A 26,403-nucleotide genomic window follows, 5' to 3' on the forward strand; every position below is an offset into this window, starting at 1 on the left:
CTCTCCTTTATTCAATATCTCTGCTTTGTGCTTAAATTTATTATACTACATATATTACTAAAATGACAATAATATTACAAAAACGTTACAAAACAATATTTTTAACTTTCAAAAAACTGTTTATAAAGAAAAATTGAACTTTCGTTAGTCATCTATACCAACTTCGAGTTCAATTTAATCTTTATTATTTATGCCTTTTGATGTGGAAAATGATCTTTAATAAATGAAGTTACTTCGTCGATAAACTGACTTTGTTCTTCAACAAATGGGTATAAACTTGATTGAGCGTAAACATTAAATTGGCCGTGTTCAATCAAATCGCTAACTTCTTTAGCTTCCAATGTTGTTGTACGCTCTCCGTATTCTCCCGCAATAATTAATGTTGGCGCTTGAACATTTCTAAAAACTTCTGAAATATTAGCTGTCTTAAAGACATCTTTCACCGCTTGTATTTCTTCTTTAGTCGAGATTGCATTCGTATCTTCCACATGTTTTAAAAATTTGTTCATTTTACGTGGTTTATAATATTTCTTCTTATTCAAGAATTTATCTTGTTCTTCATCGTCCCAATTTCTAATCGTATGGGCATACTTTCTAAACAAACGTTCTTCAGGTAATTCACCCTCAATAGAGGTTGGATTGACTAACGTAAGCGATGAGACATAATCTGGATATCTCACTGCAACATCTGAAGCAACAATTGCCCCCATCTCATGTCCTATATAGGCAGCTTGATCAATGTAAATATAATCTAATAAAGCTTTAACATCATCCGCAAACTCATGAAATTCAATATGTCTTGGTTTATCCGAATATCCGTGACCTCTTAAATCAATTAACACCACTTGAAAAGATTTCGATAACGCTTTAGCTACATCATTAAACACTGAATAATTATCATAAGCCGTATGAATAAGTACGACTGGATAGCCTTCGCCCATAGTATTATAATGAATCGTCGTTCCATCTTTACTCGTAAATAAATCCATTGCCATTGCGCTCTTCTCCTTCTGGTTCAAAATTTTCAGGTAAAATATTCAATAATTCTTCAATCGTTGTAATTGTATAATCCACTTCATCTTCAAGTGGTTCTAATTCCGCATCTTCTTGTTTATACCATACACTTACCATACCCATTGCACGAGCTGGCGCAACATCATTGAGCGCGTCATCTCCAACATACATAACTTCCTCAGGTTTCACACCTAATTGTTCAATCATATCTTCAAATATTTTAGGATGCGGTTTGCGGTACCCCACTGTTTCAGATGTTGTTAAGTAGTTGATCACATGCATAATACCTAATGAATGTAATCTAAATTGTTTTATTTTTGATTTACCATTTGCGATGACACCGATAAGGTAGTCATGTTCTGATAACTTTTCCAAAGTATATAACGTATCATAATATGGAAAGACATAACGGTAAAAATGCATTTCAAAGTCATGAAATAAATCTTTCCACGTTAAGCGATCAATATGAAACTGTTTAATAATTTGCTTATATAAATCAGGTTTATCGTTATCTTCATCATCATCTAACTCGATAAATTTATTCTTAAAATCAGCCAATTGAACATGTACAAAATAATCATGAAATCGTTCAAATTGCTCTTCGATAAATTTCTCACGTGATTTGACTCTATCTAACAACGTGCCTTCTAAATCAAAGACGATTGCTTTAATATGACTTAAATCCATTTTAAGTTACCTCTTCACTTTATAGTAGTTTCTATTTTAGCAAATGAATACATTTATCGTAATACCTTAGATTGTGTAATAAGAATATAAAATAAAACTGGTATACCTAACAATGCCATGATAATACTAGCTGGTATTTGAACAGGTTGAATGATGGTTCCTCCTATAAAGTCTGCTATCAACATCACGGCGCTCCCAATGATAAGGTTAAGTAGCATGTGCGTTCCTAACTCATAACGCCAATAAAATCGTCGTATCAATTGAGGCACAATCATACCTATAAATCCTATGATACCTACATAAGCTACTACGACAGCTGTGATGATTGACGAAATCGTTAGGACTAGAAACGTGATTGTTTGAACATTAAGCCCCAATGATTGACTCTTCAACTCACCTAATTGTAGTAATTTAATGCTTTTTTGCATTGAAAATAAAATCACTATAGCGATACTTAACGTTACTGCTATGATCACGACATCGTGATACTCTGCCGATGCAAATCCTCCGAATAAGTAGTTTGCAATTGAATTCATTTTCCGTGGCTGCATTAGAACCAACATATAAAGAAGTGCATTAAATAAAGCACCTATCATCAAACCTAATAGAATGAGCACACTTACAGGATACCCTCGTGAAAGTATTACTGAAAGGCCGAGTACTAATATCAGTGTAATTAAACTGAGTGTAATCGAGAAGAATGGTAACCATAAAAAACTCAATCCGAAAAATAAAGCAAGCCCCGAACCTAATGACGCCCCACTCGCTAATCCAAGCGTAAAACTATCAGCTAATGGATTATTTAAAACCGTTTGAAACATTTGACCGGCAAGTGTCAGCGTAGCTCCAGTTAGAACCGCTTCAATGACTCTCGGAAGTCTTACTTTCAATAATATCGTTTGATTAAAGGTATCATTTAAATTTCCCAAATCCCACCATAAGCTCACAAACATAATGATTATTAATACGATTAGCCAGGTGAATATAATTTGAAATTTCCTCATCATTATCTCTTTTCTTTTTTATATTTATCAATATAATAACAAAATCGTATTTAAAAAGTCAGTGCTCGTATGACCACTGACTTTCAGTAAATATTACTTTTTATAAATAGCATCTCTTAATTCTTTTAAGCCTTCGTCTATTCGAGGTCCTGGACGAGAAATTTCGTCTCCGTTAACTGATTCAATACGTGTATTTTTTACTGCATTGATTTTATCGAAACCGCCACGTTTTTTTATCATTTTAATATAATCCGATTTGGATTTACCTTCTGTAGAAATTAATATATCCGGATTATGCTTAATAATACTTTCTTTACTTACAGACTTCCAGCCACTTATATCTGAGAAACTATTCTTCGCATCTAATTTGTTCAACATATCATTGAAAATTGTACCCTTACCTGCAGTATAAATATCTGGTTTAGAAGATACCTCCATAAATATACTTTGCTTTTGATGATGATTTGGAACAGAATTAATGACTTTATCAACATTATTTTTCGTTTCATCTACTAAATCCTTAGCTTGTTTCTCACGTCCTGTTAATTTACCAATAGATTTAAATGTATCATATGTTTCGTTAATTGATTGAGCATCTTTTACATAGACCACTTTGACGCCATCTTTCTTCAACGAATTTAACACTTTACCTGAAGAATGCTTCTGTGATTCATGTGCCAAAATCAAGTCTGGCTTCGCCTTAAGCAATTTCTCTTTATTCAAATTCATCGCATCAAATTGTTTTTTGCCTTTTTTGACGTCTTTAGGATAATCATCAACTGTTGAAACACCAACAATATTTTTACCTAAACCGAGTCGATACAAAATTTCAGTATTACTAGGCATTAAAGAAACTATTCTGTGATATTTGGTTTTATTGTCATCATTTTTAGTCGATGCCGAATCTTTATCTGATGATTGGTTTGAGTCGTGGCTACATGCTGCTAATAATAAAACGAGCACGAGAATCATCATACATAGTTTATTTCTCATTCTGTGAGCATTCCCTTCTCTGACTATGATATATGTATCTTCACTTCGTATTTATCATATCAAAAACAACAAATATTTCATTAGTTTTTTGAAATTTTAAATGATTACTTTTATTTTAATAATCTATTAATTAAAATAATCCAAAAAATTAAGGGAGTGAGATAGAAATATAATTTATCAAAATTATTTTCGTTCTCTCACTCCCAACTTTCATTGTTTGTAGAATTTCTTAAAAAGAAATTCTCTGTGTTGGGGCCCCGCCGGCAAGGATGGCTAGGATTAAAAGAAGCTTGATATAAGCGCACTTTCAATTCAGACATCTACTGCCAATATGTTAGAGAAGGCTGAGACAATTAATTATGTGCCGACCTCTTAATTTTTATTATTCACCTTTAGGGTTTGGGCCATATTGATTTGTGCCTTTTTGACTGTCTCTCACACTATACACAAGACTCATAATACAAATTACAATTATAAATAACGATAATATAATTGCAACGACACTTAAAATACCATTTAACACTTGATTTTGCGTTTGTAGAGATAATTGCGAAGTTTGATTATTACTAAATAAATTATTGTAAATACCTAATAAACTAATGACTAAAAAGATACATGGAATGACCATTGATTTACCTATATCATGGAAACGTCTAACTGCAGCTGTATACGTTCCAATAAGTATTACTAGGTTTATCATTACCTCAATGATATTGTAAATCATATCACTATGTGGAAATAGACGACTCAAACTGAAAATGATTATGCCAATAATTCCACTAAGTATTGTGTTAATCAAAAATGGCCACCAGAAATCTCGACGTCTTGAACGTCCTTCTAATTTAAAATAGTTCTGCCAAAATAGCTTATATGATTCGATCATTGTTAACCTCTTTCACATTTGAATTGTATTTATCATCATTTTTGGGGTAAGGACCATATTTATTAGCCCCCTCTTCACTATCTCGTACACAAAAGATAATGGCAAATACACCCATTACTATCATGGCTATGATATATATAAACATAAGCAGCACAAGAAACATCAATATAACAAAGTCTATACTAGCGGTAAATATAATTTCTACAATTTTGCCAATGTCGCCAATGTTATTATCATAATAATTATTAAAGTGTTGAAAATATTGAAATAAGACGATACGAAATCCTATAGGAATAACAAGCATTATCATATAAAAAATTGGAAAAGTTAAATCTTTACCTATATCATGGAATCTTCTTACAGATAAAGAGAACGTCCCAATTGTAAATACAACAGATATAATATCACTTAATCCTAGAACAAGATGGGGGTAATAATGATAAATTGCCGAATCAACCGAATCAGTCAAACTTATGATAATAAAGTTAAAGAGCATCGGCCACCAAAAATCTTGCCTTCTTGTTCGGCCTTTAAAATTAAAATAATTCTGCCAATAAAGCTTGTAAGAGTGGAGCAATTGCCCATCCTCCTTATTTATATATGTAAAATTTTTGAAGCTACAAAAACATTATAATATTAATCAATTTAAAATTAAATCAATATTAGAAATTAAAGTTAATTTTATTAATAAGAATTATTAAATATAAAAAGCACCTCCATTAACGGAAGTGCTTAAAATGAATTTTACATCTTTAATTCGCGATATATTCATGAATTGCATCAGCGATATATTGGTTCAATCCTCCATGACGATTTTTATTAATATTTTTAGCAAATCTCTCATCTTCAACATATGTTTGTGCCATATAACTCAAAAATTGATGATCACAGTTAGGCACTTGTGATTGAAGAATCATTTTTAATTTTTCAATTTTTGGACTTGCTTCATGCGCTGTCACTTTTTCTTGATATAATTGATTCATTTCAACAAAAAATGTGTTTAATTGATTATTTACTACCTCATCATTACTTTCCTTTTCAGCTTCATTCATGCTTTCGTGTTTCTCCTTATAAGCTTGATAATATTTTGTATCTCCATACTTAAGCGCTGCTTCATTTTCATATTGTGCATTTAAATCAAATTCCTTCATATTCGTCACCTCAATTTCTTCATTCTTATCGGAGTCAAAATGATATTTCAATTGTTGAATAATTGTATTTAGTTTGTCCCTCTTCATAACGATATAATCGTAATTCTCACGGAGCACTTCATTTTTAAATAGAGTATCTTTAGAAAAGTAATCCTTGATTTGACTCAACGTTAAGTCTAATTCTCTAAGAAATAAGATATGTTGCAACTTTGTAATATCTTCTACACTATAATAGCGATAGCCATTGTCGCCAATTTGATCTGGAATTAATAATTCTTTCTCATGATAAAAATGAAGTGTACGTAAACTTACTCCAGTAATATCACATAGCTCCTTAGGACTAAAATACTCTTTCATTTCTTCACCTCCTGAAATAAAGTATGAGGTATGACGTTACGTAAGGGTCAATACTTAATTTTCAAAGAATGAATCCAAAAAGGTATAACGATGTTCTCCCTTACCATTAAAGTAATTCTTTCCGAAATTATCGAGTAACGCGTGAAATTCATTGGCATCTTGATTCGTGAAGTTGGAGGGTAATTGAATCACTTTCTTAAACTTATCGTATGTTTCAGTCTCCGCGTAGCCTAATTTGGCATAAATCCGTCGCGTGTAACTATCTGGAATAAATTCAACGCCATTAAATATATATACTAGTAAGACATCAGCCGTTTCACTACCGATACCTCGAATTTTTAATAATTCTTTTCTCAAATTTTCACCGTAATGTTGCGCAATTGATTGATAATCAAAGTGATGTTGGTTCAACCAATCCATCAAGGCATGAATCGCTTTACCTTTATTTTTATAGAAACCACTTGAACGAATCGTTTGTTGTAATTGTTCGAGCGGCATTTGCAATATCTTCTTACCATCAAATTGTGTTTCCTCATAAAGACGCGTCAGAGCCATATCAGCATTCTTCCAATTCGTATTTTGCACGAGTATTGCCCCTAGCATCATCTCAATAGGGCTCTCAGCTGGCCACCAACGTTGCGCACCCATATTGTTATAAAGTTTCTGATATAATTCCTCAGTCGAAAGCATGTTATCACTCCAATTCTACACATAACAATACCCTCATAAATAGTTATTTATGAGGGCAGTTGTCTAATTATTTAGTTAAAATGTTTAATCAATTACATTGATTCTGGTGCTGTAACACCTACAAGTGTTAAAGCATTATGCAACGTAATACGTACTGCTTCAATCATTGCTACATGTGCTTTTGTTTTCTCAGCATCATCAGTTAAAACTTTCTCAGCATTATAGAATTTATGGAACGCTGAGGCTAAATCTTGAATATAATTTGTTAAACGATGAGGTGCACGGTGTTCTGCTGCACTCTCGATTGTAGTTTCAAACTCAGCCACTTTTTTCAATAATTCAATGGCCTTTTCATTTGTAATTGTAGTGAAATCCGCATCCGTTGTGATCTCTACACCTTGCTCTTTCGCTTGTTTTAAGATAGAACAAATACGTGCATGTGCGTATTGTGCGTAATAAATCGGATTATCTTGAGATTGTTCTTTAGCTAGTTCTAAGTCAAAATCAAAATGAGAATCTGGACTACGCATAGTTAAGAAATAACGTGCTGCGTCTATTCCTACTTCATCCATAATTTCACGTAAAGTAATTGCATTACCTGTACGTTTACTCATTTTAACTTCTTCGCCATTTTGCATTAAACGAACCATCTGCATAATTTGAATTTCAAGACGATCACTATCTACGCCAAATGTTTCAAGACTTGCTTTCAGACGATTAATATAACCATGGTGGTCCGCACCCATTAAGTCGATTAAGATATCATTGCCACGATTAATCTTGTTATAGTGATAAGCCGTATCCGGAGTAAAGTATGTGTAGTTACCATCTTTTTTAATTAATACACGGTCTTTATCATCTTTAAAGTCACTTGTACGTAACCAAGTTGCGCCATCTGCTTCATACGTATAACCTAATTCTTTCATTTTAGCTAACGTATTGTCGATTGCGCCATTTTCATATAGAGATGTCTCACTGAACCAGTTATCGAAATGTACATTGAAAGCTGCTAAGTCTTTCTTCAATTTGTCCATTTCATAATCGACACCTAATTGTCTAAATGTTTTAAGACGTTCTTCATCAGAATAATCTTTGATTTCAGGATGTTTATCTGCTAAGTCCTTACCAATTTCAATAATATCTTTACCGTTATATCCATCTTCAGGCATTTCATGACTTGTATCACCTAAAGCTTCGAAATAACGTGTTTCAATTGAACGCGCTAAGTTTGTAATTTGATTACCTGCATCGTTAATGTAATATTCGCGAGTGACATTATATCCTGCCGCAATTAAAATATTTGCTAAAGAATCACCTACAGCAGCATTTCTAGCATGTCCAATATGTAAGTCACCTGTCGGATTAGCAGACACATATTCTAATAAGATATTCTTATTTTTTGGTTCATCTGCATAACCAAATTTGTCACCTTTATGAATGGCTTCTGGAATAACTTCTGTTAAGTATTGGTTATCTAGATAAAAGTTAATAAAACCTGGACCTGCAATGTCTACTTCTTTTACATGTGCTTTACTTGTATCAAGATGATCAACAATAGCTTGTGCAATTTCACGTGGGTTACGTTTGGCGATTTTAGTTAATACCATCGCAATATTAGATGAATAATCTCCATTTTTAGTGTCTTTAGGTATTTCAATTTTAATTTCCGGAATATCTTCAGCTAATCCAGCTTTTTTGATACTAGCTTCAATTTCTTCAATTAATGTCTGTTTTACTTGATCGATAATATTCATTTGCTTATCTCCTTATAATTTAATTCATATTGATAAGAACCCATTTTTTCTTCGTTTTGATATAACTCATAATGAATTTTTAATTTCCCACCATCTGGAGTAACAAAATGTAAAATACTCAATGTTTTTACAGTTAAGGGAATCCGTCCTGCAGGTATATCATATAACGTAGTCGTTTCTTCCCCTTCGACGAAATGTAAATTCATATTTATGTCGCCTTTACGAATTAACTTAACGCCATTATCTTCAATTTTTATTGTAACATTGACTTTTGCTTCTTCAATTTTTTCTTCGTATCGGATAAATTCCGCTCTCCGTTTTTGCCAAGCACCTTCTGTAGTAAACTCAAATTTTTGTTTCTCATCATTTTGTTTCAAAACTTGTTTCGTTTGAATCTTAATGTTTTTATCCAATTTACTACTCACCTTAATCTTTCAAATAATACATGTCATTATAGCATAAAAACACTATACCTTGTAGAGCTCTCACTGTGATTCCACAGTTACCTTTATATTATTGAAAATTAAAAAAACGTGCTCATACCATAAAGATATGAACACGATTTTATCTCGTTAATTACTTCAATTTATCACTTAAACTCAATATCAACGATATCTACGTTATACTTTTTCAAAATATAGCGATACTTTTTGAAATATATGATGCCGAATACAGTTGCTGCAATGATGAATATATAATTTTTCACCTTAATACCTCATATTTCATAAATTTTGTTGTACATCTCCATACATTATATCACTATATTTTTAAATTGTTCAAAACTATTAGAAAATAATATAAAAGTCGCGATATATTTTCGAGACTTTTTCAAAAGCTATCCGTTATTATTAAACGAACTGCCCATCTTTAAAAATCACTCGAGATTTTTCACCTTGAATAAAACGATTATAATTTTCGCTTTGGAAATCACTTAATAATGCTTTTGAAGTTCCATATTGAAATGCGATTTCTTCTGTCTCAATAATCATTTTTCTATATACTAAACCATCTTTCAATCTAATCTCTTTAACAAGACTATAATCTAATGGTTCAGCTTTAATATACTCAAATGTATTAAAAGCTACAGTTAACACTGCAAAAAAATCTTTCCCTAAATAATAAACATCCAAAGGTTCTTTTTTATTTTGTCCTACCAATAAACGCCCTTTTTCAAAAGTTTGATCTGGAAAGTTTAATTCTAAGAAATCTAAAATATCGTCTTCTTTTAGTTTAAATTGCATAGTATGACCGCCCTTTTTTATCTTTAGTTAAAAGAAAAGGTATGGAACGACTCAAATTCCATACCTTTAGAGTTACTCTCGTTGATCTAAATTAAAATTTTAATAACCTGCAACTTGCGCAATCATTGCACCTAATACCGTACCTAATAACGCAAAAATAATAGCAGCTACAATAATAATGATACCGTGAACTTTTTTACCTCTTGAAATAGTTAAAGCTCCGAATACTATCCCAGCAATTCCAAAAACAATTGGTAAAACTAGTAAAGATAATACTGAAAATACCCATCCAAGTATGATGAATACTAAAGTACTTTTATCATTTTGTTGCTGTTCCATTTAATTCAATCCTTTCTTTAAACGATAATATGTAAATTATAGTTCTAAAAGAGAATCTTGTTATTTCAAATAATAAATCATCACATTTATTATTTGTGTTAATTATACATAAATTAAAATTTAATGTATATAGCCTTTTTTAATCTTCAATTTTACGTATTTGTAAAAATATTTAAAATAGAAAAGAAATAAAACATGTTTATCTTTCATTAATTATTTTTCAAAAAGACATCTTAGATTCATTTCCACGCGTATCTCTTCGATAATGGTGCTATTCTTTCACCATTTAAATAATCTCATCGAAACTAAAATAACTATACTTACAATCACTTTTTCATAAATTAAAATATTCTAAAAATTATGCTACAATTTAAATATAATAATCGTGTTATGTTGTATTATTAAGGGTTTATAAGACTTTGTGGTAGTGATTTTTTGATAAATGGAGGGATATATGTGAAGACAGAAGTGTTGTATGGAAAATCTGAAATTGAGGTAAATGTACCAGATGACAGTACAATCATCGAACCTCAAAATATCGACGCTATTGAAGACTATGAAACAGCTATCAAAGACGTTTTGAAGCATCCAACCAATTCAAAGCCTTTAAAAGAAATGGTTAAAAGTGATGACATCGTATCAATAGTCATTAGTGACATCACGCGTCCTACGCCAAATCATATTCTTGTGCCTTTACTAATTGAGGAATTGAATCATGTACCAAGAGAAAATTTCGTAATTATTAATGGTACAGGAACACATCGTGACCAAACACGTGATGAATTAATTCAAATGTTAGGTGAAGACATTGTAGATACAGTTAAAATTGTTCATAACCACTGCACTGAAGCAGAGCGTCTTATCAAAGTTGGGGAGAGTAAGTATGGTTGTGATGCGTATTTAAATAAAGATTATGTTGAATCAGACTTCAAAATCGTCACTGGTTTCATAGAACCTCATTTCTTTGCAGGTTTCTCAGGTGGACCTAAAGGAATCATGCCGGGTATCGCTGGTTTAGAGACGATTCAAACATTTCATAACGCCAAAATGATTGGAGACCCACGTTCTACATGGGGCAATTTAGAAGATAACCCCGTACAGGATATGGCTGGAGAAGTGAACCGTATGTGCAAACCTGATTTTATGTTGAATGTTGCTTTAAATAAGAACAAAGAAATTACAGCTGCATTCGCCGGAGAAGTATTTGAAGCACATAAAGAAGGCTGTGCTTATGTTAAAGAACACGCGATGTTCAAATGCGACCATCGATTTGATGTCGTTATCGCTTCTAATTCGGGTTATCCTTTAGACCAAAACTTGTATCAAACTGTTAAAGGGATGAGTGCTGCAAGTAAAGTTGTTAAAGAAGGCGGCAACATTATCATGGTTTCCGAATGTGCTGATGGCTTCCCTGATCATGGTAAATTCGCTGAAATCTTTAAAATGGCCGACACCCCACAAGGGATTCTGGACCTCATCCATGATCCAAACTTTAAAGAAATGGACCAATGGCAAATTCAGAAACAAGCGAGCATCCAAACATTCGCTAATGTGTACGTATACTCACAATTAACAGATCAACAATTGAAAGATTCAATGTTAAATCCAACTTCAAATATCGAACAAACGCTACAAGAATTAGAAGAACAATATGGACGTAAATTATCAATCGGAGTTATGCCACAAGGTCCATTAACTATTCCATATGTTGAGAATGAAGAATAATTTGGGAGGATGATGAGAATGACTGAATTAATGAATAAAGAAATGAAATTAGATTACTTACTTAAAGAAATGCGAAGTGTGGTTATTGCCTTTTCAGGTGGTGTAGATAGTAGTTTATTGCTCAAAAAAGCTATAGATGTTTTAGGTGCTGAACATGTCAAACCTGTAGTTGTGAAATCAGAACTTTTCAGAAATGAAGAATTCAATCAAGCAATTGAATTGGGCCGAAGCCTAGGTGTAGATGTATTAGAAACTGAAATAGCTGAACTCGAAGACGATAATATCGTAAAGAACACGCCCGACAGTTGGTATTTCAGTAAACGTCTGCTATACGGCAAGCTTGATGAAATCAAAGAAGCGCTAGGCTTTAATTATGTGCTTGATGGCATGATTATGGATGACATCGAAGATTTCCGCCCTGGTTTAAAAGCTAGAGACGAATTCGGTGTTCGTAGTGTGCTTCAAGAAGCCAATCTTTATAAATCAGAAATTAGAGAATTAAGTAAACAACATGATTTACCTGTATGGAATAAACCTGCACTATGTAGTTTAGCTTCAAGAATTCCTTACGGTGAAGCATTAAGCTTTGCTAAAGTAAATAAAGTCAACGAAGCAGAGAAATATATTTTACAATTAGGAATTAATCATGTGCGTGTACGCTACCATCATAATATCGCTCGTATCGAAGTGGTTGAAGATGATTTAGCTACAATCTTAAAAAATAAAGACAACATCACTTTACGTTTAAAAGAATTAGGTTTTGACTATGTCACTGTAGATTTAGAAGGTTACAGAACAGGTAGTATGAACGAAGTTATTGATACGAAAGCAACAAATTTAGTATAAGGATGTATACACATAATGAGTAATCATAAACATTCTATTGAAGCATTGCTCGAAGGTGTAAAATCAAATCACATTCCTATAGATGAAGCCAAAGCCCAACTCAGTCATTATGACGAATTGGGCTTTGCTAAAATTGATTTACATCGAGCACAACGACAAGGCTTTCCCGAAGTCATTTTCGGTGAAGGTAAAACTAAAGAACAAATTCATCAAATTATTGAAAGTCTCACGCAACACAATCATGTGATTTTAGTTACACGTATTGATGAAACAAAGGCTAAATTTGTACTCAAACAGCACCCTTATCTTCAATATCACGCAACAGCCAATATCGTTTGTACGCCGATAGAAGAAATTAATAAATCTCAAAATTATATTTCTGTCCTTTGTGCCGGTACTTCTGATTTAGCTGTAGCCGAAGAAGCTGCTTTAACTGCAGAAGTAATGGGAATCGAAGTTAAACGCTTTTACGACGTTGGCGTGTCTGGTATTCATCGATTATTCAATCATATTCATGAAATACGCCAAGGTAAGGTATCCGTAGTCATTGCTGGGATGGAAGGCGCCTTAGCAAGCGTTGTAGGAGGACTTGTCAATCACCCCGTCTATGCTGTCCCTACAAGTGTTGGTTATGGTGCAAATTTAGATGGCGTCACTACCCTGCTCTCCATGATTAATTCATGTGCGCCTGGTACAAGTGTGCTCAATATTGATAATGGCTTTGGTGGAGGTTATAACGCTGGAATGATAGTGAAAATGATTGAAAATAACTAGAATGGAGCATCTATATGACAAATGCAATTTATTTAGATTGTCATGCAGGCATTGCCGGTGACATGTTGTTGTCAGCTTTAGTCGACTTAGGCGCTGACCCCCATGAAATTGAAAGCGAACTTAAGACTTTACCGCTAGATCATTTTGAACTCCATTTTCAGAAGAAGATGAAGCAAGGCATTCATGCAATGACATTAAACATTGATTTCGATGAACCACATCATCATCGCCACGCATCAGATATCTTGAAAATGATTGACGACAGCACATTATCGCCTCGGGTCAAAGCCAGAAGCAAGCGAATATTTGAAGTGATTGGACATGCAGAAGCTAAAATTCATGGCATGTCATTTGAAGATGTACACTTTCATGAAGTTGGCGCGATGGACTCTATCATCGATATTATAGGCGGATGTATCGCATTAGAATCATTAGACATTGATGAATTATATTGTTCACCAATTCCTACAGGCAATGGCAAAATCAATATTGCACATGGTGTGTATCCCGTACCAGCACCAGCGACTGCCGAAATTCTTAAAGGGATACCACTTGCAGCGTTTGATGTCCAAAGTGTGTTAACCACTCCCACTGGTGCAGCCTTTGCGAAAAGTTTAGTGTCATCTTTCGGCGCATTCCCTTCTGCTACGATGAAAGACATTGGGTATGGTGCAGGGAGTAAAGACTTTGATTTCCCAAACGTGTTAAGAGTCATTCAATTTGAGACGCAATCAAAAAAGCAAGATGAAGTCCAGGTTATCGAATGCCAAATTGATGATATGACGCCGGAATCATTAGGACATTTCATGGATATGGCATTAGAACGAGGTGCTCTAGATACTTATTACACCTCGATATTTATGAAGAAAGGACGTCCTAGTACACATTTGACAGTAATTTGTAAACCAGACACTGCATTTGAGTTTGAAACGCTTGTCTTACAAGAGACATCTTCACTCGGAGTTCGCAGTTACGCAGTTCGTAGAAATATATTAGATCGAACTTTTAGAGATATTGATACCGGATATGGTAAGATTTCTGTGAAATTCGCATTGCGAGAGGGTAAGATTTTGAAAATGAAGCCCGAATATGAAGACGTGAAACAAGTTGCCGAAAGATTTGAAAGACCTTTTCATATGATTCATAATGAAATTGTTAAAATCTTATTTGAAAAGTACAGTATTGGCGATGAACTCGAATAACTCGTTTACAAAGGAGATTAAAATGAACCGAGAAAGTTTAAAATTGACCATTGAAAAACTTTATAACGATATTTTAATCAATCTTGATGTTGAGAAAATTAATATGTACTTTGCCCCTTCTTATATTCAAACGACAGATCATCACACGTCGGATATTAATGAATTTACAGATCACCTTAAGAAACTCAAAGAGGTTGTGGCTCGTCTTTCCATTAATGAATTTAAAACCATGCTTATAGATGAATCTCAAAATACGATTTTCTTACGCTATGATGTCAATGTTGAGAAGAAAGATGGTTTCAAAGGGAAAGTAGAAGTTTATGCAGAATTTGTATTTAACGAAGAGGGAAAAGTTATTTCTTGTAACGAATTAACGCAACCTTATAGCGAAGAACTTAACGGAATTGGCAGTGTGAAATAATAACAAACTATGCAATATAAAAGCCTTTAAATGATTTTGTAACATACTCATTTAAAGGCTTAAATTATATTCTGATATCGTCATCATCAAAATATTAAATTTTATAATACTTATTCAAATGCTTGATATAATTCGTCGCTAGAGTTATTCCACATGTCTTCATTATGGCTCTTCAAGAATTCTTTCAAGATTTGTTTATTTTCATCACCAATTTGATCGATAATAAATTGATGTTTCATAGATTTATCCATCATATTCACATGTTCTGGCATACTCTTATAGCCACGACGTATACTTCTATTCACTAATAAATAACAAGCTGTGACTCCCGCATAGTAAGGTCCTTGTTCACTGCGTTCTGTAGTGACCCAACATAACCAATATTCTTTCGCTTCGTCACCTTCTACTTGTTCTTTATCATTAATCCATTTTACGCCCTTTTCAACTTTAGCACGGGCATGCATGCCACCAATATCTATAAAGGCTTCCTTGTTTTCTACATCTATAAAAACTGGCGCAATATTGTCTAAACTTATTGAGCCAATATTAGTGCCTTTGTGTCCGTCTAGTGGGTCATTTTTTATAATATTAAAATTAAACCCCTTTTTCTCAGCCAAATTAGATACCTCCCAATCTACATCATAATTAATTCAAAGATATTTATTTCAATCTTATCTAAGAGAGGCGACAAGCGCAAACCTTTAATTCAATTCATTTAATAAATTGATGATAGCACCTTTAATTTCGAGATTGTCTATATTAAGTATCAGTTCTTTAGGATAATATAATTTATGGTCTTCACGATTAATACCAGTAATACTATTAATTACCATAGATTGATGACTTATTTCTGTGATAGATCCATTACTTCGTAACAAATGAATCGGTTTACGATTAGATCCAGGACGATCATAATCGTAAGGTAAATCTGAAAATGCCTCACTTACAAAGTAATAGTCAGGATTAATGCCACCCGCTTCAAATAATTCTTGTAATTCTGAAATAGTAATAATTGAACCATCGAATGGAATGTATTTAAATAAATCTCGATTAATAAAACGATGTGATAAATCACTTAGAATCGCATCTTCTTCATTTATCCATTTCTTCAAGTAATATAAGACAACAGCTTCATCTAGTTCAACATATTGTTCTATTGTCATCGTACCTTCAAAGAAAGGTACAAAGTCTTGAGGGTACATTTTAAATTGATACCCTTCATTATAGAGTTGTTTGGCACGTTTAAGGCAATTATTTAATAACACTTCGCCTCCGCGACTTACTGGATGGAAGTAAATTTGCCAATACATTTGGTAACGACTCATAATGAAATTTTCAACTGCATGCATGCCACTTTCCTTAATTAATACTTCATCTTTTGAAGGACGCATTAACCTTAAAATACGTTCCATATCAAATGAACCATACGTCACACCTGTGAAATACGCATCACGTTGTAAATAATCCATTCGATCAGCATCAATTTGAGAAGATATCATAGATATGATTAACTTGTTATCGTGTGTTTTATTAATAACATCCGCAACTTCTTGTGGGAATGTTTCAGAAACACGACTAAGCACTTCATTCACTTCAGTGTCCTCAGTAATAATTGCCTGAGTAAATGCTTCATGGTCAGTATTAAATATCTTTTCAAAACTGTGGGAGAAAGGACCATGACCCAAATCATGTAGCAAGGCTGCACATAAAGCGAGTGGGCGATCATTATTATCCCAAGCGTCTCGACCTATAAATGATTCATCAATCATACGTCGAACAATTTCATACACACCTAGTGAATGTCCGAAACGACTATGTTCTGCAGTATGGAATGATAAATATAGCGTTCCTAATTGTTTAATACGTCTTAATCGTTGAAATTCTTTTGTTTTTATCAAATCCCAAATGAGTTGATCATTGACATGTATGTATCGGTGAATTGGATCTTTGAATACCTTTTCCTCAGCTAATTTACTTGTTGCATATGATGATAGAGCCATATTTCCCCTCCTTAGGAACACTTGAATTGAAATTCACAGTGATTTTTATTTCATAGACAATTGTCTATTGTAGACAGTTAAGAAAATCTCGATTTCACTCACATATTATTCGTATAATGGACTTCTTCAGTGTTGCGTCGCTTTACTCAGTGTGCAACTATTATCTGCTTAAAATGATTTCTTCATTAATGCTAAGTCCATTGTTTCGCCGTACATTTCTGGTTGATATGAACGAACGATTTCAAAGCCATTTTCCTTATAATAATCAATACCATGATTATTTTTATTATCAACCTCTAAATAAACCGTATCGTATTGACCTTTAAATTGATTTAAACCTTCTGTTAGCAAGCTTGTACCATAACCTTTATGTTGAGATTCTGGTCTGACATAGTGCGCAGCTAAGTACAATTCCTCGCCATAGATAAAGTTAGCAAAACCTATAATTTCTTCATCTTCTTCTGCTACTAAGAATAATTGTTCTGTTAATCTCTTTTTTAAATGTGTTTCATTATATGAAGCAGCTAATAATTCATTGACTGTAGAAGCTGCGTAAATATTTAAATACGTATTATACCAAGCTTTCGTAGCAACATCTCTAATAGCTACCACATCATTCTCAGTTGCCTGTCTCACTCTATACATGTTACTTTCTCCCCTAACTATTACAAGCTATTAATAAAGGCATTATATCACATTTATGTTAACTTAATTCAATTCAAACATTTAAAAACCCTATACAAAAATTATTTTAAAACTATTAATAACCAAGCCCTATTAAATAATTAATTTTCGATAAATAGAATTAATCGAAACTACTAACTCTCAAAAAATAAAAAACAACGAAAGATAACATCTAAATTCAAAATGTTTCTTCCGTTGAATTGTAATAAGCTTATTGACCTAGTTCTTCGTTCCATTCTTTTGCGCGTTCTAAAGCATATGTATCTTTCTTGATATCTCCTGGCTTTTCAGCAGTTCCAATAATATAACCTTTCAATTCGCCACCTAAAAACTCTACACTATACTTCATCTGAGTAATACATGGCTTAGCTTTGACTTTAGGACAATCTCCACCGACTAGAATTAATCGAAAATCCTTTTTAGCCATTACAGATTTAAAATCACGATAGTCTTTATCTTGCATTGTCTCAGACCAATGATCAATAAACGCCTTTAAAGAAGCTGAAATACTGTACCAATAAACTGGCGATGCGAATATCACTGTATCACTTTCTAAAACTAAATCGATCAGTTGCTTATAATCATCCTCATAAGATTCAATAAAGTAATTTTCATGTCTCACATCACGTACAGGATTTAATTGATATTGAGTTACATCTACCCAGTTATAATCTAAACCTTCCAAAGCATATTGAGTTAATTCTGCCGTATTCCCATCAGGACGACTACCACCAAACAACACTGTAATCATTATTAATTTCCTCCGCAATTTAAAGGTATTCATAGTTATGTATTTATAGTACTTTTCATACCCGTTATTTTGAAGACTACTTCAATTTTTATGTTGAAAATTTTAAAATATCAAAAAGGGAGACGTAATTTTTCATCTATGTTCTAGTTTCACACATCGCATCCATCGTTTCGTTATTCATCTCTATTCAAAATCGTAAAGTGAATTAAAAAAGTTATCATCATTACAACTACATTAACCACGCCTAAAATAATTGCTAATAAAGGCGCGTCAAACATTTTAAATGCTTCTGCTGTGGCCATAACGTCCATAAATAAATGTGTACACAGTACTGAAAATGAAATACCCACTATTTTAACAAACAACGTATAAAGAAAGTAACTTATTGTTTTAAGATACCAACCTAAGCCAACAGGATAGATAATGAGTAAAATACAAATCCATGAAGTACGCGTTTGATAAATCGTTGTAGCCATAAAATATTCAATTGCTATAAGAGAAAGTAAACCTAAAATTATTAATTTAGAAAGCTTCACTTTAAATCACCATAATTCATATAATTATTTATTTTATTTTTTATTTAATATAACATTCTTAATAGGCATCTTTAAAACTTCAGAAAAAAGAGCGATACTCAGTTTCATTAACTAGGTATCGCTCAAATTCTTCTTAAAAATTACTTTTCAATTGGGAATAATTGATCAATCTTATCAATTTCGTCTTGTGTTAATTCAATATTTGCAGCATCGATATTCTCTACAACTTGTTCAGCACGCTTGGCACCTGGAATTACAACGTCTAATGATGGACGTGTTAAGTAGAATGCTAGTATGACATTCGCAATGGATGTGTTGTGCGCTTCAGCAATATCAGTTAACTCTTTCACGCGACGCACATTATCTTTAAACACCTCAGGTTGGAAGTCACGACGTGTTGCACGATGATCATTAAATGTTTGGTCTTCATCATATTTACCTGCAAGAATTCCTGAAGCTAATGGGAAATATGGCACAAACGTAATGTTATTTTCCGCTGCATATGCCATCACTTCTTCATTTTCTCGATGTAATAAATTATATTCTAATTGCACGACATCAACATATCCATCTTTATTGGCTTCTTTCAATTGTTCTAATGAGAAATTAGATACACCGATGGCTTTAATTTTACCTTCGTCTTTAAGTTCTTTTAACGCTGCAACAGCTTTATCTTTTGGCGTCTCTTCATCAGGAAAATGAATATAATATAAATCAATATAATCTACTTGGAGACGTTTTAAACTATTCTCAACTTGCTGTTTTAAATATTCAGGGTCATTATTTTGTACAACTTCATCGTTATCTTTGATGACATGTGAGCCTTTAGTCGCAATTTGTACTTGCTCGCGAGGATATTCTTGTACAACTTGTCCAACAAGTTCTTCAGAACGTTCCGGTCCATAAATATATGCTGTATCAAGTAACGTTATACCATTATCAATTGCTTTACGTACAACCTCTTTGCCTTGTTCTTCATCTAAATTTGGATATAAATTATGTCCACCTACTGCATTAGTACCAAGTGCAATTGGGAAGACTTTAACATCTGATTTACCTAATTGTACTTTATTAGCCATTGAAGTCATCTCCTTCATTATCATTACTGTTTTTTATTTCATTTTCAAAAATGAACTTACAAATCATATTTACCCTACTTAAAGTATATAAAATCACGAAAAGTTTGTGACGGAGACTTAAAAATTGACTAAGTATTAATTATACGCTTTAATGTAACTAAATAAGTTACATTAAGGTGAGTAGATATGAATTTAGAATTCAACATTTCGATACATGTGTTAACCTTCCTCACAAAGCACAAAGACGAAAAATTCAATAGTAAGGAACTGGCTGAACTTACATGTCTTAACCCTGTACAACTAAGACGCGTTGTTTCAGTCTTAAGTGATCAGCATTACATCACCACTGTGCGAGGAAAAGGTGGCGGATACCAATCGAATCAACATACAGCTTCAGTCAATCTGGCAACACTGTATCAACAATTTGTCTTAAATAAAGAAAGTCACCATAGAATTTATACCGGAGATACATCTAGTCATTGCGATATTTCTAAACATATTGCTCACACAATGTCAGACTACTACGATGAAGAAATTCAACTTATCTTAAATTTTTATCGTAACAAAACGATTCAAGATGTCTTAAACGACATTTTGCAGGAGGTAAACAAATCATGACAACTTATGACCTTATCATCATTGGATTTGGAAAAGCAGGTAAAACTTTAGCAGCGTATGCAGCAAGCCAAGGACAACACGTCGCACTCATAGAACAATCAGCAAAAATGTATGGCGGAACATGCATAAATATTGGCTGTATTCCTTCGAAGACGTTAGTGCATGATGGTATTGAAGGCGCATCTTTTGGTGAGGCATTTTCAAGAAAAAATGAAGTAGTGTCAGCGCTAAATAACAAGAATTATAACAACTTAGCATCAATTGAAAATATCGATATATTAGATTATAAAGCTAAATTTATTTCTAATAATGCAATTGCGTTATTGGATGAAGCAGGAAATGTAAAAAATAGACTTACTGGAGACAAAATTGTCATTAATACTGGCGCACAAGCGAATATTCCAAATATCAAAGGTATAGAGACTACTAAAAATATTTACGATTCAACGAGTCTATTAAATATTGACTTCCAACCACAAGAATTAGTCATTGTAGGTGGCGGTTATATTGCACTTGAGTTCGCTTCAATGTTTAGTAATTTAGGCTCGAACGTGACAGTATTAGAATATGGAAATGTAATGATGCCACGTGAAGACCGCGAAGTTGCTGAACTTGCAATTCAAGACTTACGTAATAAAGGAATTTCAGTTTATACAAATGTAGAGACGACAGCATTTTCAAATGAGGGAGATGCGACAATTGTTCACACAAATCAAGGTGACTTCAAGTCAGATGCGGTATTATTAGCGACGGGGCGTAAACCAAATACAGATGGTTTAGGACTTGAGAATACTGATATCAATATCGGTCAACATGGTGAAATTGTCGTTAATGACAAACTTCAAACTACAGTAGAACACATTTACGCAGCTGGAGATGTCAAAGGTGGTCTTCAATTCACATATATTTCGCTCGATGACTTTAGAATTCTTCAATCTCAATTCTTTGGATATGGAACTAGAACAACGGAGAACCGAGGTATCATTCCTTATACAGTGTTTATTGACCCTCCGCTTTCAAGAGTTGGTCTAACTGCCACTGAAGCTAAGGCACAAGGTTTTAATTTCCTGGAAAATAAAATTTACGTGAACACAATCCCACGTCATAAGATCAATAATGACCCAAGAGGCGTATTCAAAGTCGTGATAAATCAAGACAATAATGAAATACTAGGTGCAAGCTTGTATGGCAAGGAATCAGAAGAATTGATTAACATAATCAAACTTGCGATAGATCAACATATTCCTTATACAGTCCTGAGAGATAATATTTATACACACCCTACCATGGCCGAATCCTTCAACGATTTATTTAAATTATAAAAATGAATAATGAAAACAGCATTTGTTTATAGATAAACATAGAAGTGATTATTAAATTATACGGAAATGCCTTACTTTTTAAAAGTAAATCGATGTAAAATTTACATGTAGATACGTAGTATTTATGGCGAGACTCCTGATTCTTTTAAAAATGAACTTAAGTGCTAAGCACTTAAGTAAGCAATTCTAATGATTGAAATCAAAGAATTGCTTTAAAGACCAAGGCTGAGACAGCACCCTAGGAACGCGAAGCCATACAATACGAAGTATTGAATATAAAAGTAGCAGTAAGAAGATTTCGATTAGAAATCAACTTACTGCTATTGTTTTTAGGATTTATATCTCAACCTCTTATAAAGCACGAGGATGATATGATTTAGAACCATCCCGTGCTTTCATATACGACTATTTAGCTGTTTTACGTTTTTCTAGTTTCTCTTTAAGTTTTCGGTCTTGCTCTTCTTTACGGCGTTTACGTTCTTCATTACGCTTTCTTAAACGCTCCTCTTCTTCAGGATCGCGTGGCTTTTTCAATTGTTTTGTAACCTTTTCCATTAACTCGTCTTCAGTCAACGCAGCAAGTGGGCGATTGTTTACGAATGCAAAGGTCTTACGTCTTCCTGGACCACAATAAGACTGACAGCCAATTTCAATTTCAGCTTCAGGATCTAATTTTTCCAATTTTTTCTTCAATGTTTTGATATTTACTGCCTGACATTCATCGCAAATCAGAAATTTATTCTGCATCTTGCTACCCACCTTTCTCATTAAATCATTTCTAATGACCTTAACGTTTAAATATAACTCTAACTATTTTACTCTTTTTATCATAAATTTCAAGTTGATTTAAACCAAATAATTATCCATAGAAAAAACAACCTTATATTCAATAATAAGGCTGTTTGATGTTACTGACCATGATAAATCTTAAATTCTAATGGTTTAATACCGTTCGCAATCCATTCATCATAAATTAATTGCTTATCAATGACGTTATTAATAATCGTGATACCACAGTCGCCACCACCAGCGCCTGATGTTTTAGACGCACCGCCGTGTTTCTCACCAATTTCACATAATTGTTTCAACTTATCTGTTTCGATGTTCACTGTCGCTTCAACGTCCATTGATTGAATCACAAGTCGGTTTTGGCGTATCATCTTCTGCACGCCCTTGATGTTATTCGTTTTGAACGCTTGTATTAAACTTTCTACACACATGTGTGATTGATCAAGAAAGTCTCCGTAGAAGCTCGGATCAGATTTTAAACGCTTTACTTCACTCACTAAGTGTGGTGAAGAAGCTGGAGAACCTGTCCACCCTATCAATACTTCCATATTTTCAGGTGCTTGTAATGGTTCAATGTGAAGACCTGGCCAGTTCTTTTCCAAAACTTCATTCACAGAAGTCTCTTCCATCTGTTGTTTAACCCATTCATGATCAAATGTACTATACGCAAGCCATCCACTGTAGACACTCACTGCTATGTCACCACAAGAACTTAAGCTTTGCAATTTCATATTAGCGATAACTGCTAATTTATAGATATATAAATTTGAAAGTTGCATCTCGTAAAATTCATTCAATGCTTTGACTACTGATACAAGTACTGCAGCACTTGAGCCTAAACCATACTTCTGACCTGAAGCGTCTGCTAAATTACTATCGATGGTTAAATGGAAATGCTTAAGCTTAGTATTACAACTCCGCGCATACTGTTCAAAGACTTCAATCGCAGTAACGACATATTTTAATTGTTTTGCAGCTTGAACATCTGAAATCTCTATCCTATCTTCATTACGATCAAATTTAACAGGCTCATAATGCAATGTTTTAGAATAAATACTGCCCTCAACTTCATTAGAGGCTTCTATTGCTGCCGTAACAAATCTGTCGACTGCAATAAGAACAGATTTGTAGCCTGGTTCTGTTACAGCATATTCACCTGCAATATAAAGTTTTCCGGGTGCTTTGACCTGTATCATCCTATCTCTTCCTTACTTAATAATTTCTACGCCAGTACTGATTATATCACTTGCAATAATTTGCTTTTCATCAAACGCTTTTAAAAATTGGTCAATAACAGCTTGCTTGTTTTTCTTTTCAACAAGAACTTTAACATTTGGACCTGCATCCATCGTAAAGTAACAGGGTAAGCCTGCTTCACGACACTGATGCACAATGGCCATAGCGTCGTAACTTTCTTGAACCATGTATGTAAATGGTGGTTGTGCGCCTAGATTCGTCGCATGCATTCTTAAACCATTTGCTTCAATAACTTCTCCCAAAGATTTGAAATCTTTATGATGTATTGCTTCTTTTGCATCAGCTAAATCTTGGTCTACATGATCAAGCCAGTACTGATAGAAACGAGATGTATCACGTGTTAAAGACATCCCAGAACGACTTGACACTTTTTTAGACTTATTATTGATAACTACGAAAATCATTGAAAGTTCGTCTTCCCAATGTTGTGCGTCAATTGGATGTGCGAAAGATGTAGCATCATCATGACCTTTTTCCCATTCAGCAAAGCCACCAAAGATACTTCTAGAAGCAGAACCTGAACCTCGACGTGCTAACCTTGATAAATCTTTATCTGATAAACCTAAGTGAAGGGCTTCGTTACAAGCCGCAGCTAACGCAGCATACGCACTGGCTGAAGAAGCTAATCCTGCTGAAGTAGGAACAAAGTTTTCGCTTTCAATAACCGCATATAACTCTGTATCTGCAACTTCTCTGACAATATCCATATATTTTTGGATTTTAGTTGTTTCTTTATCGTCCACTTTTTCTCCGTTTAGAATAAGTTTATCTTCAGTTAAGCTACTATCGAAAGTGACTTTCGTTTCAGTATAAAAGCGATCGAGCGTGATAGATAAACTATTATTCATCGGAATGATATATGCTTCATCAGCTTTGCCCCAATATTTAATTAACGCAATATTTGTGTGCGCACGTGCTTTGCCACTTTTCACCAATGATTTACCCTCCTAAATGTTCAATCCACGTATGTGCTGCGCCTGCTTTTTCAACTGCTGCTACAATGTTCTTCGCAGTTTGTAAATCATGCGCAAGAAGAAGCATGCTACCACCACGTCCTCCGCCAGTTAATTTACCAGCAATGGCACCATGTTCTTTACCTATATTCAATAATCTTTCAATTTTATCATGACTTACTGTGAGTTGTTTTAAATCTTCTTGGCATTGATTAAAGATGTCCGCAAGATGATTAAAGTCATGCTTCTCAATTGAATCACTCGCTTCATGTACAAGTTTACCGATATGTTCAACATAAGTCATATATTCAGGATTCTCACATAAAATATGAACGTCTTCTACGGCTTGCTTAGTAGAACCCTTTACGCCAGTGTCTATAACGACCATGTAACCGCCAAGTTGCAGTGATTTAAGGGTTTCTACATGACCTTGTTTGAACCAGACAGGTTTGTTAGAAACAATCGTTTGTGTATCAATACCACTTGGTTTACCATGCGCTATTCGTTCAGCCCAGTTCGCTTCTTTAATCAATGTTTCATCATCTAAAGGTATGCCCATAAAATCATAGCTTGCTCTAACAAAAGCTACAGCGACTGCTGCACTAGAACCTAATCCTCTTGAAGGTGGTAAGTTCGTTTGAATTTTCACTGAAAGTGGTTCTTTCACCCCACTTCTCTCTATAAAGCGATTAACAATAGACTTTAGATGTTCAGGCGCATCATATAACATACCGTCATATACATCACTTGTAATAGAAGAGTAATTCCCTTCTTCCATGCTTTCGATTAATATTTTAATTTTACCGGCATTAAATGGGATAGCGATGGCTGGTTGACCAAATGTTACTGCGTGTTCACCAATTAGAATAATCTTTCCGGTAGACTCCCCGTATCCTTGTCTAGTCATGTTTTCTCACCTTTTATATACCTTCTCTATACTTTTTGTTAAATTGATTCATCGACACTGCGTTATTAATTATATTTTTGAAAATGTTAAATACATCGTCGTTCGTCTGTTTTAAACGTCACTTAAATGACTATTTTAGCGAAAATTAAGGTATTATCGCTACTGTTTTAACATGTAATATATCGTAAAAAGAAATTTTTCACTACAAAAGAGTATAATAACTCTTTTTCAAATACATCACAACACTTTAATATTATAAAACTCTCCTAGAGAGTTATCAAAATCATGAATTATATTTACCTTTAACTTCAAATATGTAAACATTTAATAATTTTTTACTAAAGTTTTCTAAAATTTTCCACCTCAACTATAATACTACAAAATGTGGTGAGAATATATACAAAGCCTGTCTCTTATACACATCTG

At 33.5% G+C, this 26,403-nt stretch carries 29 protein-coding genes; 7 read left to right on the plus strand and 22 right to left on the minus strand.

Features of this window, described 5'->3' with window-relative positions; genetic code table 11:
• Positions 1-188: 188 nt before the first annotated feature.
• The 12 genes from CD155_RS08510 to CD155_RS08565 form a co-directional block, all read right to left on the minus strand.
• Complete coding sequence (locus CD155_RS08510; protein ID WP_002441255.1) at positions 189-995, minus strand: alpha/beta fold hydrolase; 807 nt, start codon at positions 993-995, stop codon at positions 189-191.
• Positions 970-1,701: an HAD family hydrolase gene (locus CD155_RS08515; protein WP_070832867.1), complete on the minus strand. Its 732-nt coding sequence runs from the start codon at positions 1,699-1,701 to the stop codon at positions 970-972. Before CD155_RS08515 ends, CD155_RS08510 begins: the two co-directional genes overlap by 26 nt.
• A 53-nt stretch (positions 1,702-1,754) precedes the next feature.
• Positions 1,755-2,705 carry a FecCD family ABC transporter permease gene (locus CD155_RS08520; protein ID WP_172605854.1) on the minus strand — a complete coding sequence of 317 codons (951 nt, stop codon included), beginning with the start codon at positions 2,703-2,705 and terminating at the stop codon, positions 1,755-1,757.
• A 93-nt stretch (positions 2,706-2,798) separates the two neighbouring features.
• A complete protein-coding gene (locus CD155_RS08525; protein ID WP_002441250.1) occupies positions 2,799-3,698 on the minus strand; it encodes an ABC transporter substrate-binding protein in 900 nt (299 codons plus the stop codon).
• Between the two features lie 382 nt (positions 3,699-4,080).
• Entirely contained in the window at positions 4,081-4,581 is a 501-nt protein-coding gene (locus CD155_RS08530) for a DUF805 domain-containing protein (RefSeq protein ID WP_103213070.1), read from the minus strand.
• Positions 4,565-5,158, minus strand: a complete 594-nt coding sequence (locus CD155_RS08535; protein WP_172605855.1) for a DUF805 domain-containing protein — start codon at positions 5,156-5,158, stop codon at positions 4,565-4,567. Before CD155_RS08535 ends, CD155_RS08530 begins: the two co-directional genes overlap by 17 nt.
• A 175-nt stretch (positions 5,159-5,333) precedes the next feature.
• Positions 5,334-6,089: a MerR family transcriptional regulator gene (locus tag CD155_RS08540; RefSeq protein ID WP_103213072.1), complete on the minus strand. Its 756-nt coding sequence runs from the start codon at positions 6,087-6,089 to the stop codon at positions 5,334-5,336.
• 54 nt (positions 6,090-6,143) lie between these two features.
• Positions 6,144-6,779: an endonuclease III domain-containing protein gene (locus CD155_RS08545; protein ID WP_103213073.1), complete on the minus strand. Its 636-nt coding sequence runs from the start codon at positions 6,777-6,779 to the stop codon at positions 6,144-6,146.
• Between the two features lie 92 nt (positions 6,780-6,871).
• On the minus strand, positions 6,872-8,533 hold the full coding sequence (gene argS, locus CD155_RS08550) for an arginine--tRNA ligase (RefSeq protein WP_103213074.1): 1,662 nt from the start codon (positions 8,531-8,533) through the stop codon (positions 6,872-6,874).
• Entirely contained in the window at positions 8,530-8,946 is a 417-nt protein-coding gene (locus CD155_RS08555) for a YwiB family protein (protein WP_070832841.1), read from the minus strand. The genes argS and CD155_RS08555 overlap by 4 nt, the downstream gene beginning before the upstream one ends.
• A 435-nt stretch (positions 8,947-9,381) precedes the next feature.
• Positions 9,382-9,774 carry a hypothetical protein gene (locus tag CD155_RS08560; protein WP_103213076.1) on the minus strand — a complete coding sequence of 131 codons (393 nt, stop codon included), beginning with the start codon at positions 9,772-9,774 and terminating at the stop codon, positions 9,382-9,384.
• Between the two features lie 99 nt (positions 9,775-9,873).
• Positions 9,874-10,113, minus strand: coding sequence for a hypothetical protein (locus tag CD155_RS08565; RefSeq protein WP_002441233.1), 240 nt, complete (start codon positions 10,111-10,113; stop codon positions 9,874-9,876).
• 456 nt (positions 10,114-10,569) lie between these two features.
• On the opposite strand from CD155_RS08565, the gene larA reads away from it, so the two are divergent.
• Genes larA through CD155_RS08590 form a run of 5 tightly spaced genes read left to right on the plus strand, consistent with a single transcriptional unit; the run spans position 10,570 to position 15,081 of the window.
• The gene (gene larA / locus CD155_RS08570) at positions 10,570-11,838 is read left to right on the plus strand and encodes a nickel-dependent lactate racemase (RefSeq protein WP_103213077.1); all 1,269 of its coding nucleotides are present in this window, start codon (positions 10,570-10,572) and stop codon (positions 11,836-11,838) included.
• A gap of 18 nt (positions 11,839-11,856) precedes the next feature.
• Positions 11,857-12,684 carry an ATP-dependent sacrificial sulfur transferase LarE gene (gene larE, locus CD155_RS08575; protein ID WP_172605856.1) on the plus strand — a complete coding sequence of 276 codons (828 nt, stop codon included), beginning with the start codon at positions 11,857-11,859 and terminating at the stop codon, positions 12,682-12,684.
• Positions 12,685-12,699: 15 nt separating this feature from the next.
• Entirely contained in the window at positions 12,700-13,458 is a 759-nt protein-coding gene (gene larB, locus CD155_RS08580; RefSeq protein ID WP_103213079.1) for a nickel pincer cofactor biosynthesis protein LarB, read from the plus strand.
• Positions 13,459-13,472: 14 nt separating this feature from the next.
• A complete protein-coding gene (larC, locus tag CD155_RS08585; protein ID WP_103213080.1) occupies positions 13,473-14,660 on the plus strand; it encodes a nickel pincer cofactor biosynthesis protein LarC in 1,188 nt (395 codons plus the stop codon).
• Positions 14,661-14,682: 22 nt separating this feature from the next.
• Positions 14,683-15,081: a hypothetical protein gene (locus CD155_RS08590; RefSeq protein WP_070873262.1), complete on the plus strand. Its 399-nt coding sequence runs from the start codon at positions 14,683-14,685 to the stop codon at positions 15,079-15,081.
• A 110-nt stretch (positions 15,082-15,191) separates the two neighbouring features.
• Here the strand turns inward: CD155_RS08590 and CD155_RS08595 are convergent, their stop codons facing one another.
• From CD155_RS08595 to CD155_RS08620, 6 genes are all read right to left on the minus strand, one after another.
• Positions 15,192-15,698, minus strand: a complete 507-nt coding sequence (locus tag CD155_RS08595) for a YwhD family protein (protein WP_070832817.1) — start codon at positions 15,696-15,698, stop codon at positions 15,192-15,194.
• Between the two features lie 84 nt (positions 15,699-15,782).
• Positions 15,783-17,081: an HD domain-containing protein gene (locus CD155_RS08600; protein ID WP_002441222.1), complete on the minus strand. Its 1,299-nt coding sequence runs from the start codon at positions 17,079-17,081 to the stop codon at positions 15,783-15,785.
• Positions 17,082-17,249: 168 nt separating this feature from the next.
• Complete coding sequence (locus CD155_RS08605; RefSeq protein WP_002441220.1) at positions 17,250-17,726, minus strand: GNAT family N-acetyltransferase; 477 nt, start codon at positions 17,724-17,726, stop codon at positions 17,250-17,252.
• A gap of 250 nt (positions 17,727-17,976) precedes the next feature.
• Positions 17,977-18,516 carry a flavodoxin family protein gene (locus tag CD155_RS08610; protein WP_070832810.1) on the minus strand — a complete coding sequence of 180 codons (540 nt, stop codon included), beginning with the start codon at positions 18,514-18,516 and terminating at the stop codon, positions 17,977-17,979.
• 173 nt (positions 18,517-18,689) lie between these two features.
• Positions 18,690-19,052 carry a hypothetical protein gene (locus tag CD155_RS08615; protein ID WP_103213081.1) on the minus strand — a complete coding sequence of 121 codons (363 nt, stop codon included), beginning with the start codon at positions 19,050-19,052 and terminating at the stop codon, positions 18,690-18,692.
• Positions 19,053-19,192: 140 nt separating this feature from the next.
• A complete protein-coding gene (locus CD155_RS08620) occupies positions 19,193-20,131 on the minus strand; it encodes an aldo/keto reductase (RefSeq protein WP_103213082.1) in 939 nt (312 codons plus the stop codon).
• A 186-nt stretch (positions 20,132-20,317) separates the two neighbouring features.
• Between CD155_RS08620 and hypR the strand changes: the two genes are divergently transcribed.
• On the plus strand, positions 20,318-20,749 hold the full coding sequence (gene hypR, locus CD155_RS08625; protein ID WP_103213083.1) for a redox-sensitive transcriptional regulator HypR: 432 nt from the start codon (positions 20,318-20,320) through the stop codon (positions 20,747-20,749).
• Entirely contained in the window at positions 20,746-22,071 is a 1,326-nt protein-coding gene (merA, locus tag CD155_RS08630; RefSeq protein WP_103213084.1) for a hypothiocyanous acid reductase MerA, read from the plus strand. Before hypR ends, merA begins: the two co-directional genes overlap by 4 nt.
• A gap of 405 nt (positions 22,072-22,476) precedes the next feature.
• Here the strand turns inward: merA and CD155_RS08635 are convergent, their stop codons facing one another.
• From CD155_RS08635 to mvk, 4 genes are all read right to left on the minus strand, one after another.
• Positions 22,477-22,818 (minus strand): YuzB family protein, encoded by a 342-nt coding sequence (locus CD155_RS08635; RefSeq protein ID WP_037541136.1) that lies wholly within the window; start codon positions 22,816-22,818, stop codon positions 22,477-22,479.
• A gap of 161 nt (positions 22,819-22,979) precedes the next feature.
• Complete coding sequence (locus tag CD155_RS08640) at positions 22,980-24,056, minus strand: phosphomevalonate kinase (protein WP_070872197.1); 1,077 nt, start codon at positions 24,054-24,056, stop codon at positions 22,980-22,982.
• Positions 24,057-24,068: 12 nt separating this feature from the next.
• On the minus strand, positions 24,069-25,052 hold the full coding sequence (gene mvaD / locus CD155_RS08645) for a diphosphomevalonate decarboxylase (RefSeq protein ID WP_103213085.1): 984 nt from the start codon (positions 25,050-25,052) through the stop codon (positions 24,069-24,071).
• A 4-nt stretch (positions 25,053-25,056) separates the two neighbouring features.
• A complete protein-coding gene (gene mvk, locus CD155_RS08650; RefSeq protein ID WP_002441198.1) occupies positions 25,057-25,977 on the minus strand; it encodes a mevalonate kinase in 921 nt (306 codons plus the stop codon).
• Positions 25,978-26,403 lie beyond the last annotated feature (426 nt).

This window comes from Staphylococcus caprae (assembly GCF_002902725.1).
Classification (GTDB): domain Bacteria; phylum Bacillota; class Bacilli; order Staphylococcales; family Staphylococcaceae; genus Staphylococcus; species Staphylococcus caprae.